At 71.6% G+C, this 12,015-nt stretch carries 11 protein-coding genes and 1 riboswitch; of the genes, 5 read left to right on the plus strand and 6 right to left on the minus strand.

Features of this window, described 5'->3' with window-relative positions; all coding sequences use genetic code 11:
* Window positions 1-16: 16 nt before the first annotated feature.
* Genes cobJ through cobG form a run of 4 tightly spaced genes read right to left on the minus strand, consistent with a single transcriptional unit; the run spans window position 17 to window position 4,464 of the window.
* Window positions 17-1,762: a precorrin-3B C(17)-methyltransferase gene (cobJ, locus tag DCN14_RS23265; RefSeq protein ID WP_096505308.1), complete on the minus strand. Its 1,746-nt coding sequence runs from the start codon at window positions 1,760-1,762 to the stop codon at window positions 17-19.
* Complete coding sequence (locus tag DCN14_RS23270) at window positions 1,759-2,493, minus strand: precorrin-2 C(20)-methyltransferase (RefSeq protein ID WP_096505306.1); 735 nt, start codon at window positions 2,491-2,493, stop codon at window positions 1,759-1,761. Before DCN14_RS23270 ends, cobJ begins: the two co-directional genes overlap by 4 nt.
* A complete protein-coding gene (locus DCN14_RS23275) occupies window positions 2,490-3,116 on the minus strand; it encodes a precorrin-8X methylmutase (RefSeq protein ID WP_096505304.1) in 627 nt (208 codons plus the stop codon). The genes DCN14_RS23270 and DCN14_RS23275 overlap by 4 nt, the downstream gene beginning before the upstream one ends.
* Window positions 3,109-4,464, minus strand: a complete 1,356-nt coding sequence (cobG, locus tag DCN14_RS23280; RefSeq protein WP_096505458.1) for a precorrin-3B synthase — start codon at window positions 4,462-4,464, stop codon at window positions 3,109-3,111. The genes DCN14_RS23275 and cobG overlap by 8 nt, the downstream gene beginning before the upstream one ends.
* Before the next feature lie 105 nt (window positions 4,465-4,569).
* Window positions 4,570-4,761, minus strand: a riboswitch (cobalamin riboswitch).
* Between the two features lie 204 nt (window positions 4,762-4,965).
* Between cobG and cbiE the strand changes: the two genes are divergently transcribed.
* The 4 genes from cbiE to cobM are packed head-to-tail and all read left to right on the plus strand — an operon-like array spanning window position 4,966 to window position 8,816.
* A complete protein-coding gene (gene cbiE / locus DCN14_RS23285) occupies window positions 4,966-6,210 on the plus strand; it encodes a precorrin-6y C5,15-methyltransferase (decarboxylating) subunit CbiE (RefSeq protein WP_096505302.1) in 1,245 nt (414 codons plus the stop codon).
* On the plus strand, window positions 6,210-7,298 hold the full coding sequence (locus DCN14_RS23290) for a cobalt-precorrin-5B (C(1))-methyltransferase (protein ID WP_096505300.1): 1,089 nt from the start codon (window positions 6,210-6,212) through the stop codon (window positions 7,296-7,298). The genes cbiE and DCN14_RS23290 overlap by 1 nt, the downstream gene beginning before the upstream one ends.
* Window positions 7,299-7,312: 14 nt before the next feature.
* Window positions 7,313-8,044 (plus strand): cobalt-precorrin-6A reductase, encoded by a 732-nt coding sequence (locus DCN14_RS23295; RefSeq protein WP_096505456.1) that lies wholly within the window; start codon window positions 7,313-7,315, stop codon window positions 8,042-8,044.
* A gap of 43 nt (window positions 8,045-8,087) precedes the next feature.
* Window positions 8,088-8,816 (plus strand): precorrin-4 C(11)-methyltransferase, encoded by a 729-nt coding sequence (gene cobM / locus DCN14_RS23300; protein WP_096505298.1) that lies wholly within the window; start codon window positions 8,088-8,090, stop codon window positions 8,814-8,816.
* A gap of 60 nt (window positions 8,817-8,876) precedes the next feature.
* Here cobM and DCN14_RS23305 read toward each other — a convergent pair whose 3' ends face one another.
* Window positions 8,877-10,067, minus strand: a complete 1,191-nt coding sequence (locus DCN14_RS23305; protein WP_096505296.1) for an MFS transporter — start codon at window positions 10,065-10,067, stop codon at window positions 8,877-8,879.
* A 132-nt stretch (window positions 10,068-10,199) separates the two neighbouring features.
* Between DCN14_RS23305 and DCN14_RS23310 the strand changes: the two genes are divergently transcribed.
* Window positions 10,200-10,712, plus strand: a complete 513-nt coding sequence (locus DCN14_RS23310) for a MarR family transcriptional regulator (protein ID WP_096505294.1) — start codon at window positions 10,200-10,202, stop codon at window positions 10,710-10,712.
* A 133-nt stretch (window positions 10,713-10,845) separates the two neighbouring features.
* On the opposite strand, the gene DCN14_RS23315 is transcribed toward DCN14_RS23310, so the two are convergent.
* Window positions 10,846-11,550 (minus strand): glutathione S-transferase N-terminal domain-containing protein, encoded by a 705-nt coding sequence (locus tag DCN14_RS23315; protein ID WP_096505292.1) that lies wholly within the window; start codon window positions 11,548-11,550, stop codon window positions 10,846-10,848.
* Window positions 11,551-12,015 lie beyond the last annotated feature (465 nt).

The following is a 12,015-nucleotide window of genomic DNA, read 5'->3' on the forward strand; positions in this document are numbered from 1 at the left end:
GCCGCGCGTCGGCCATTCAGCGATACCAGCGCGGCGTATAGACCCACTCGCGGCCGCCGTCGATCGCAAAACGCCGCGTCGTCGACGAACCGACGATCACCATCGTGCGCATATCCACCTGATCGCTGCGCAGCGCGCCGAGCGTCGTCGTCGCGAGCGTCGCGCCGGGGCGGCCGATGTCGCGGCCGAGCACGACGACCGTATCGGCCGCACGGTGCGCGCGCACGATGTCGAGCGCGCGGTCGAGCTGCCACGGCCGCGCACGCGAGATCGGGTTGTAGAACGCCATCACGAGATCGGCTTGCGCCGCATGCCGCAAGCGCGTCTCGATCACGTCCCACGGTTTCAGGTTGTCCGACAGCGAGATCGCGCAGAAGTCGTGGCCGAGCGGTGCGCCGGCCTGCGCGGCGGTCGCGAGCGACGCCGAGATGCCCGGTTCCACGCGCAGGTCGACCGCCGCCCAGTGCGGGTCGCGCGCTTCGTCGAGCGCTTCGTCGAGCGCTTCGAGCACAGCCGCGGCCATCGCGAACACGCCCGGGTCGCCCGACGATACGACCGCGACGCGCCGGCCCTGTGCCGCCAGTTCGAACGCATGGCGGGCGCGCTGCATTTCCTCGCGATTGTCGGTGCCGTGCACGCGTTGATCGGCGCGGAACGGGCCGGCCATCGTCACGTAGGTCGTGTAGCCGAGGATGTCGGTGGCTTCGGCGAGCGCGCTGCGCGCGGCGGGCGTGAGCCACGCGGCGCCGCCCGGGCCCAGGCCGAGCACGGTCAGACGGCCGCGGGCACGGCCGAGCGTGGCCGGATCGATCGGGTGTGAAGCGACGGCGCAGGCAAGACCGCTGGCGGTGGCGCGCAGCGTATGCGCGACGCGCAACGTGCTGCCGAGCAATGCGGCGGCATCGGGGTCGCCCGCGCGGGCGTGAGCAGCATCGACTTCGGCATCGGCAAAGCGCAGCGGCACGCCGAGCGTTTGCGCCGCTTCTTCCAGTCGAACGTCGCCGAGCAATGTGGCGGGCGCAACGAGCGCGGCGAGCGCCGGTCGTGCGAGACCCTGTGCATCGAGCAACGCTTCGACCCGCGCGGCAACCGGCGGCGACGCATCCGCCCGCGCACCATGCGCGTCGATACCGACCACCACGCTACGCGGATGAATCACGAGCTCGTCGCGCGCGCCGCGCCACGCGTCGGGCGTGACGCGGATCGCATGCGCTGCCGCGGCATCGCGCGGCAGCGCGACGTCGTCGAGCCACGGCGCCGCGCCGTCGATGCGCGTGGCCGCGCCCGCAAGCAGGTCGGACACGAAGCGCTTGCCTTGCGCGAGATCCGCGAGCGCATAGCCTTCGGGCGGATTGAGCACGCACGCGCCGAAGCGCAACTCGCCGCTCGTCGTGATCGCCGGCGCGACGCCGACGCATTCGGCGATTTCCCGCGCGATTACGTTGACGCCGGTCAGCCCGCCGAGCAGCGGCACGACGGCCGAGCCGTCTTCCGCGACGGCGAGCACGGGCGGCTCGACACCCTTGTCGGCGAGCGCCGGCGCAAGGCAACGGATCACGATGCCGGCCGCGCACAGCGCGACGATCGGCAGGCCGCGTGCGTAGAGCGCGCGCAGATGCGCGCCGAGTTCGTCGAACGGCACGTCGGCAGCGACGCGCGATGCGAGCCCGTGCACGAGGGCGCCCGGATAGCGCGCCTGGATGCGCCGCGCGGTGTCGAGCGCGCCGGCGCCGAGAATCACGATCGCGGGCGGCGTCGTCATCCTTGCCATTTTTCCCCCGGCACCACGAGCAGCGAGAAATACGGCGACGCCGTCGGATCGACTGCGTCGAGCGGCACGATGCGCTGGGTCGCCATCGTCGCGCGCTCGACGTACAGCGCGCGTTTCGCGAGCCCCAGGTCGTCGAGCACGCGCCGCACCTTGTCGAAGTTGCGGCCGAGCTTCATCACGACGGCCGCGTCGGCCTGCGCGAGCCGCGCGCGCAATTCGTCCTCCGGCAGCACGCCGGACAGCACCGACAGGCTCTGGTTGCGATACACGAGCGGCTGGCCGAGCACGGCCGTGCCGCCGAGCATCGCGCACACGCCCGGGATCACCTCGGTGTCGTAGCGCGGCGCGAGCCGGTCGTGCAGGTACATGTACGACCCGTAGAAGAACGGATCGCCTTCGCAGATCACCGCGACGTCGCGCCCCGCATCGAGGTGCGACGCGACGATCCCGGCGGCCGTGTCGTAGAAGTCGGCGATCACCGTCTCGTAGCACAGCGGCGGCGGCAGCGCCTCGGTCGTCACCGGGTAGACGAGCGGCAGCTGCGTCTGCGTATCGAGCAGGTGCGCTTCGACGATCCCGTACGCATTGCCTTTCTTGCCCTTCGCGACGAAATACGCGACCACCGGCGCGGCCTGCAGCACCCGCAGCGCCTTGATCGTCATCAGTTCAGGGTCGCCGGGGCCGACGCCCACGCCGAACAGGCGTCCGCGCGCGGCCGTCATTCGGCCTCCGTCGCGAGCGCGTTGACCGCGGCGGCGGCCATCGCGCTGCCGCCCCGCCGGCCGAGCAGCGCGACGTACGGCACGCCGCGGCTGTCGGCGGCCAGCATCGCCTTCGATTCGGCCGCGCCGATGAAGCCGACCGGAAAGCCGAGGATCAGCGCGGGGCGCGGAGCGCCGGCATCGATCATGTCGAGCAGATGGAACAGCGCGGTCGGCGCGTTGCCGATCACGACGACGCTGCCGGCCAGCTGGGAGCGCCACAGTTCGAGCGCCGCGGCCGAACGCGTGTTGCCGAGATGGCGCGCGAGATCGGGCACTTCCGGCTCGCCGAGCGTGCAGATCACGCGATTGCCGGCCGGCAGCCGCGCGCGCGTGATGCCTTCGGCCACCATCTTCGCGTCGCACAGGATCGGCGCGCCGGCCGCGAGCGCGGCGCGCCCGGCCGTGCCGGCGCTCGCCGAGAAGCGCAGATCGTGGACGACGTCGACCATCCCGCACGCATGGATCACGCGCACCGCGAGTTTCTCGAGGTCGGGCGGAACCCGCGACAGGTCGGCCTCGGCGCGGATCGTCGCGAACGACTGGCGGTAGATTTCCTGCCCGTCGCGAATGTAGTCAAGCATCGGTGGTGTCCTGGCTGTGCCGCGCGCCCGTCAGTCGGGCCGCGGCCTGGTCAATCGTCAGATGGCGCGCGAGCGGGGCGCCGAGGCCCGCGGCGGCGTCGCGCCGGTAAAGGTCGTAGCGCCCGGGCGCGACCGCGACGAGCGTGTGCGTCGCCGCGTGCGGCAGCGCGCAATGGCGCGCGCAACCTGTCAGGTGTAAGTCGAGCGGACGGCCGATGCGCGCGGCCAGCGCGAGCGCGTCGCGTTTCGTATCGGCGCGCGATTTCGCGCAGCCTGCGCTGCCCGTGCACGCGACGAGCGATGCGAGCGGATCGGTCGGCGCGCACACGAGGCCGAGCGACGCGAGCGCGTCGAGCACGGCCGGCGCGCGGTCATGTGTCACGCCATGTACGAACACGCCTTGCCAGGGCGTCATCGACAGCGTGCCGTCGCCGTCGGCTTCCGATATGTCGGCAAGCCGTTCCAGTTGCGTCGCGTCGAGCCGGCCGAGCGCGCATTGCGCGCCGACGCTGCAGCGGGCCGCGTCGAGCGACGGCCGCGCGCCGAAACGCAGCGCGGCATCGGACGGCGCGCGTCGCCAGCCGGCGAGCGCCGGGTCGGCCGCCAGCGGGAAGGGCAGAGCGTGTTGCGCACGTTCGAGCAGCGCGCGTTCGCCGCAGGTCGCGAGCAACGCGCGCATCCGCGCGACGTCGGCCGGCGCGAGATCGAGGAACGCGAGCAGCAACGCACGCACGAGCGCGACGGCCTGGTCGGGCGACACGTCGATCGACGCGGGCGTGTCGCCGGAGGCGACCGGCACGCAGCCGGCCAGGCCCGCGGCGATGCGCAGCGCGCCGTCGCCGCGACGCCAGGCGGCCAGCCAGATATCGTGCGGATGATCGAGCGCCGCGACCGATTCGCCGCCATCGAGCTGAATCGAGAATTTCGGTGACAGTTCGCCGCGACGCGGCTCGCGCGCCAACAGGTCGAAGAGGGGTGTCGCGAGTGCGCGGCTATCGAGCAGCGCGTCGGGGTCGCGCCCGGCGAGCGGGCTGAGCATCAGGTTGCGGACGTCGTCGCTCATGGCGAGCGCGGCCCGGTCGTCGGCGGCATCGGCGGCGCGCGGGCCGAGGCCCGCGTCGAGCAACGCGTCGGCCAGCGGATCGGCCGCGCCGCCGCGAATGCCGCGCAGCTGAAGATTCGCGCGATTGGTCGCGTCGATCGCACCGGAGCCGTAGGCGCGCGCGGCAGCGGCGATCGCGCGCGCCTGTCGCGCGTCGAGCCGGCCGCCCGGCAGCTTGATGCGGCACAGTCCGCCGTCGGCGGCCGCGACGACGCGCACGAGCCCCGGGCAGGCCGACGGGCGCACGGCGGGCGACACAGGAATCGAGACGGGGGCGGAACTCAACGGAATACGGGACAGTGTCGCGCAGCGGCCAACGCATCGGTACACCCCGCCCGACGCCGGCTGGCACGCACGCACTTTCAGGCCGGCAGGTCTCCTGGCTGACAGGTCGGCGCCTGCTCCCGGCCTTCCCGGTGAAACCAGTGGCATGAAGGGGAGATCGGCTCGCTGTCTACAGTTGCGGGGGCAGCCACGGCGGCACGACGCGCGCCCCGTGTTCCCTCTTCGGCCCCGAAGGGCACCGGCGATCGAACGGCCGTAGGATACCCGATTTCGACGGCGCTTCGCGACCGCCCGGCCATGCGCCGGAGTCGGGGCAAAACACGGTGCGGGGCGGCGGGCCGGCAGATGAAACGCGCGGTGGAACACGGTACCATGCCGACTTTCGCAATGCGGACGGCCGCACCGGCGCCTTCACGGCCGTCGTGCGGCGACTCGATGGAATCGAACGATGGGGAAGGGTGCATGACGGCGTGGCTGACGGTAGTGGGCATCGGCGACGACGGCTACGCGGGGCTCGGACGCAGCGCGCGGCGCGCGCTGCTCGACGCGACGCGGGTGGTCGGCGCGAAGCGGCACCTCGACATGCTGCCCGCGCGGCTGCCGGCCGCGCGCGAAACGTGGCCGTCGCCGTTCGACCTGTCGGGCCTGCTCGCGCGCCGCGGCTCGCCCGTTTGCGTGCTCGCGAGCGGCGACCCGATGCTGTTCGGCGTCGGCGCGACGCTCGCGCGCGAACTGCTCCCCGACGAGTGGCGCGTGCTGCCCGCCCCGTCGTCGCTGTCGCTCGCGGCCGCGCGGCTCGGCTGGGCGTTGCAGGACATCGGCGCGGTGTCGCTCGTCGGTCGCCCGCTCGCGACGCTCGCGCGCCACCTGTTGCCGGGCCGGCGCCTGTTCGTGCTGAGCGCGGACGGCCGCACGCCGGCCACGGTCGCCGCCGAGCTCACGGCACGCGGCTTCGGCCCGACGCGCATCAGCGTGTTCGAACATCTCGGCGGCCCGCTGGAACGGCGCATCGACGGCCTCGCGCAGGACTGGAGCGTCGACGAAACGGCCGCGCTCAATCTCGTCGCGCTCGACTGCCGGGCCGGCCCCGACGCACCGCGCCGCGCGCTCACGCCCGGCTTGCCCGACGATGCGTACCGCCACGACGGCCAGCTCACCAAGCGCGACATGCGCGCGCTCACGCTCGGGCGCCTCGCGCCCGCACCCGGCGAACTGCTGTGGGACGTCGGCGCGGGCAGCGGCTCGATCGGCATCGAATGGATGCGCGCGCATCCATCGTGCCAGGCGATCGCGATCGAATCGCACGCCGAGCGGCAGCGCTTCATCGAGCACAACCGCGACGCGCTCGGCGTGCCGGGCCTGCAACTCGTCGCGGGGCGTGCGCCCGATGCGCTCGCGGGGCTCGCCGCGCCCGACGCGATCTTCGTCGGCGGTGGCGCGACGGCGCCCGGCGTGCTCGACGCGTGCTGGTCGGCGCTGAAGCCCGGCGGCCGGCTCGTCGCGAACGCGGTCACGCTGCAGGGCGAGCTGGCGCTCGCCGCATGGCGCGACGCGCACGGCGGCACGCTCATGCGCGTATCGCTCGCGCACGCGGAGCCGCTCGGCCGCTTCGACACGTGGCGGCAACCGTTGCCCGTCACGCTGTACGACGTGCGCAAGCCGGACGCCACGGCAACCGGCCTGTCGAACCTCGCGGACCTCGCGTGATGCGCGACGAAACCCCCGAACAACCGGCGCCGCTGCGGTTCGGCTACACGACCGGCAGCTGCGCGACCGCGACGTCGCTCGCCGCCGCGCGCCTGCTGCTCGCGGGCCGCGCGGACGATGCGGTCGAAATCGTGCTGCCGAAGGGGCAGCGCGTAATGATGCGGCTCGAGTTCTGCCGCACCACGGCCGACGGCGCCGAAGCCGGCACGCTGAAGGACGCCGGCGACGATCCCGACGTCACGCACGGCGCGCTGATCTTCGCGCGCGTCGCGCTCGCCGCGACGCCGGGCGTGCGCTTTCATGCGGGGCCGGGTGTCGGCACGGTCACGCGCGCGGGGCTCACGCTGCCGGTCGGCGAACCGGCGATCAATCCGGTGCCGCGCCAGATGATGACGACCCACCTCGACGCGCTCGCCGCCGAATACGGCCATGCGGGCGGCTTCGACGTGACGATCGGCGTCGAGGGCGGCGAGGCGCTCGCGTTGAAGACGATGAACCCGCGCCTCGGGATCGTCGGCGGGCTGTCGATCCTCGGCACGACCGGCATCGTGCGGCCGTTCTCGTGTTCCGCGTACATCGCGTCGATCCACCAGGGCATCGACGTCGCGCGCGCGAACGGCATCGCGCACATCGCCGCGTGTACCGGCAACGCGAGCGAGGACGCGATGCGCGCGCATTACGGCCTGCCCGACATGGCGCTGATCGAAATGGGCGATTTCGCGGGCGCGGTGCTCAAGCACCTGCGCCGCGCGCCCGTCGCGCGCCTGTCGATGTGCGGCGGGTTCGGCAAGCTCAGCAAGCTCGCGGCCGGCCATCTCGACCTGCACAGCCGCCATTCGAGCATCGACCTGCCGCTGCTCGCGCAGTGGGCGTCGGAGGCCGGCGCGAACGACGCGCTGCAGGCCGCGATGCGCGCCGCGAACACGAGCCAGGAAGCGCTGAAGCTCGCGCAGGCCGGCGGCGTACCGCTCGGCGACATCGTCTGCGCGCATGCACTGCGCGTCGCGCGCGACATCGTGCCGGCCTCGGTCGCCGTCGAGATGTTCGCGATCGACCGGCAGGGCCGCTTCGTCGGAGACGCGCGATGAACGCCACGAACACCATGAACACCCGCATCCTGTTGCTCGGCGGCACCGGCGACGCGCTGAAGATCGCACGCGCGCTCGGCCCGCGACACGTCTACAGCCTCGCGGGCCTCGGCAAGGTGCCCGACGATTTGCGCTGCGACGTGCGCGTTGGCGGCTTCGGCGGCGCGGCGGGGCTTGCCGCCTATCTGCGCAGCGCGGATATCGGTCTCGTGATCGATGCCACGCATCCGTATGCCGCGCAAATCAGCGCGAACGCGGCGGCCGCCGCGCGCGGCGCCGGCGTGCCGCTATGGGCGCTGCGCCGCGCACCGTGGACGCCCGGGCCCGGCGACGACTGGCGGATGGTCGACGACTGGGCCGGCATCGAAGCCGCGCTCGCGCCGTTCCGGCGGCCGCTGTTCACGCTCGGCCGCGAACCGCTCGCGCATCTCGACGACATCCCGCCGCACCAGTTCTGGCTGGTGCGCTGCCTCGATCCGCATCCCGGCAACGCGCGCGCACAGGTCGTCGCCGCGCGCGGGCCGTTCACGCTCGACGGCGAACGCGCGCTGCTCGCGCTCGCGGGTATCGACGTCGTGGTCAGCAAGAACAGCGGCGGCGCGGCGACCGAAGCCAAGCTCGAGGTTGCACGCGAACGCCGGCTGCCGGTCGTGATGTTGCGCCGGCCGCCGCTGCCCGATGCCGATCGCGCGTTCGACTCGGCCGCCGCGCTGCTCGATGCACTCGATCCGGCCGCGCGCGCGTGATGCGGCGCGCCCGGCTGCACAATGAATTGACGGAGAATTTTCGATGACGGTGTATTTCATCGGCGCGGGCCCCGGCGACCCGGAGCTGATCACGGTGAAGGGCCAGCGCCTCGTGCGCGCGTGCCCGGTGATCCTGTATGCCGGTTCGCTCGTGCCGCCGGCCGTGCTCGACGGCCATCGCGCGGAACAGGTCGTCAATACGGCCGAGCTCGACCTCGATACGATCGTCACGCTGCTCGCCGACGCGCATGCGAAAGGGCAGGACGTCGCGCGCGTGCATTCGGGCGATCCGTCGCTGTACGGCGCGATCGGCGAGCAGATGCGCCGGCTGAAGGCGCTCGGGATTCCGTATGAAATCGTCCCCGGGGTGACGGCCACGGCCGCGTGCGCGGCGACGCTCGGCGTCGAACTGACGCTGCCCGGCATCGCGCAGACGGTGATCCTCACGCGCTTCGCGGGCAAGACGATGATGCCCGAAGGCGAAGCGCTCGGCGCGCTCGCCGCGCATCGCGCGACGCTCGCGATTCATCTCGGCGTGCGGCATCTCGCGCGGATCGTCGACGAAGTGCTGCCGCACTACGGGCCCGCGTGCCCGGTCGCGGTGATCTATCGCGCGAGCTGGCCCGACGAGGAACGCGTGACCGGCACGCTGGCCGACATCGTCGGCAAGGTGCAGGGCACGCAGATCGAACGCACCGCGCTGATCCTGATCGGGCGCGTGCTCGATGCGGAAGGGTTCGCGGATTCCACGCTCTATGCGAGCGGGGACTGAGGCCGCCGTACGATCGGAATACGATCGGACGCGCGCGTCATCCACCGCATCCGACCTGCGCTACGCGCGCGCGGCGCGCCGCGCAAACTGCGGCGCGAATCCCGTCGCCAGCGCGAACAACACGACACACAGGCAGGCCATCGCGATCCACGCGGGCGACAGATCCGCGAGATGCTGGCGCACCACGCCCGCCGCGAACGGAAACAGCCCCGCGATCAGATAGCCGATACCCTGCACGAACCCCGTCAGCGATGCCGCATCGGCCGGCGTCGCCGCGTGATCGACGGTGACGATCAGCGACAGCGGAAACAGCGCGCCGATCCCGGCTCCCAGCAGCAGCGCGGCCGGCAACGCGAGCGCCTGCGGTGCGGCCAGCATCACCAGCAACCCGGCGAGCAGCGACGCGATCGCCGCGTGCAGCGCGGGCCGGCGATCGGGCAGGCGGTCGATCGTCGCCGAGATCGTCAGCCCCGCGACCACTTCCGCGAGCGTCACGCCGCCGAGCAGGGTGCCGGCCGCCGTCGGCGACCAGCCGAGCCGCATGTAGTACGGCGGCAGCCATGCCAGCACCAGCGTGTAGGCGCCCGTCGCGATCCCGAAAAACGCCGCGAGCCGCCATGCGCGCGGCGAGCGTGACGGTTGCGCAGGCGTGGCCGACGTCGAAGCCGAAGCCGATCCGGACGCTGCCGTATCACCGCCGTGGCTCGCCAGCGGCCACGCGATCGCCGCGACCGCGGCCGGCAACGCCCAGCCCGCAAGTGCCGCAAGCCAGCCCCAGCGGGCCGCGGCAAACGGCGCGACGACGCTCGCGAGCACCGCGCCTCCCATGATCGACGTCGAATAAACGCCCATCGCGCCACCGATGCGCGTCGCGAAATGCGCCTTGATGAATCCCGGCAGCAGCGCCTGCACCAGCGCGATTCCGATGCCCGCGCAGCACGCGCTCGCCAGCAGCAGCCACGCATGCTGCGCGCCGATGCGCGATGCGCACGCGAACCCGATCAACGCGACACCGAGCCATACGCCGCCCGCGATGCCCGTCGCGCGCTGCAATCGCCGCGCGCTCAATGCGCCGAGGCCCATCAGCAGGATCGGGATCGTGGTCAGCAGGCTCGCCGCGCCGTCGCCGATGCCGGTCGCGCGCTGGATCATGTCGAGCAGCGGACCGATCGCGGCCAGCGCCGGCCGCAGGTTCAGTCCGACCAGTACGATGGCGGCCAGCCGCCATCCGGGGGAAGTCGAGCGATTCATCAAACGGCCCTCGATATCGATGCACGGCGCCGCCGTCGGGGGAACCGTGCGTTTTCATGTAAAGTATCTCGACATCAAGATAAACGCCGATTTGTCTCGACGTCAAGATAACTGGTGAACCGAGGAGGGTTAATGGATCGAGCCGCGCATGCGCTCGCGCAGTGGCGCGTCGAGCGTCCGGATCTGGATGCGTCGTCGATGCTCGTGATGGGACGGTTGCAGGAGGCGGCGCTCGTGATCGCGCGCGACGGCCTCAATCCGCTGTTTGCGCGCTACGGGATGCAGCCGGGCGAATTCGACGTGCTGGCGACGCTGCGGCGCAGCGGCGCGCCGTTCGCGCTGACGCCGACCGCGCTATACGACGCGCTGATGATGTCGTCGGGCGGCATGACCGCACGCATCGACCGGCTGCAGAAGGCCGGCTGGGTCGAGCGCCGGCCGAACCCGGCCGACGGACGCGGCACGCTCGTCGCGCTGACGGACGCCGGCCGCGCGCTGATCGACGACGCGGTGGTCGCGCACGTCGACAATCAGCGCGCGATGCTGGCCGCGCTGTCGGAGGCGGAGCAGGCGCAACTTTCGGCGTTGCTGGAAAAACTGCTGGCGGGATGGGGGAAACAAGCGTCGACGTCGGCCGTGAAATAGCTGCGCCGGATCGTCACGCCGGACGCAACGAGCGGAAGCCGGACACGCAGAAGGGAAGCGGGAAAACCGCCCGCCGCGCGATGCGGCGGGCCGGACAGGCAGCGGGCAGCCCGCTGTGCGGCTCAGTCGCAGCTCAGTCGCGAGCCGGGATATTGAGCCCGCGCGCGACGGCCGGGCGCGCAACGAACGCTTCGAGCGCGCGTGCGACGTGGCGGAACTCGCCGAAGCCGACGAGATCGCCGGCCTCATAGAACCCGACGAGGTTGCGCACCCACGGGAAGATCGCGATGTCGGCGATCGTGTACGTATCGCCCATCACCCACTTGCGGTTCGCCAGATGCGCATCGAGCACGCCGAGCAGGCGCTTCGATTCGGCGACGTAGCGGTCGCGCGGCCGCTTGTCCTCGTAGTCGCGGCCGGCGAACTTGTGGAAGAAGCCGACCTGGCCGAACATCGGGCCGATGCCGCCCATCTGGAACATCACCCACTGGATCGTCTCGTAGCGGCCGGCGAGGTCCTTCGGAATCAGCTGGCCCGTCTTGTCCGCGAGATAGATCAGGATCGCGCCCGATTCGAACAGCGGCAGCGGTTTGCCGTCCGGGCCGTCCGGATCGATGATCGCCGGGATCTTGTTGTTCGGGTTCAGCGACAGGAATTCGGGCGACAACTGGTCGTTCGTGTCGAAACGCACGAGATGCGGCTCGTACGGCAGGCCGGTTTCCTCGAGCATGATCGACACCTTGACGCCGTTCGGCGTCGGCAGCGAATACAGCTGGAGACGGTCGGGATGCTGGGCCGGCCATTTTTTCGTGATCGGGAAGGCGGACAGATCGGGCATGGAGGTTCGCTCGTCAACGTGGAGGATCCGCGCGCCGCCGGCCTGCCGCGCGTCGCCGCGGGCCCCCGGCACGGCGGCAGGAACGGGACGATCGCATCGGCATGGCGGGCGGGGCGCGCCGAAAACGCCCACTGTAGCCGATCCCCGCGATCGCTGCAGACGGCGGGCGCGCGTCGCGACCCGGCGTCGCGGCATCCATCGCGCCGTGCCGCACGGCACGGCACCGCGTCGTCGGAAGTCGTGCCGCATCCGTACCCGGGCCGGCGCGGCGGCATGAACCGATTTCATTTCAGCGGCTATTGATATACGACGTCCTAACACGTCGCACGTCCATTGCCACGTGGCGCCACGAAGTCGGTCGATCAGTAAATCCTCAACAAACGGAAGGTTTTTGTTAGGGAAACTCCCGCCCCGCGCCGCTCGGTTTTTTGTTGACCGACATCGTATAACGCCGTCATGATTTCC

The sequence above is a fragment of the Burkholderia sp. IDO3 genome, from assembly GCF_003366075.1.
GTDB classification, from domain to species: Bacteria; Pseudomonadota; Gammaproteobacteria; order Burkholderiales; family Burkholderiaceae; genus Burkholderia; species Burkholderia anthina.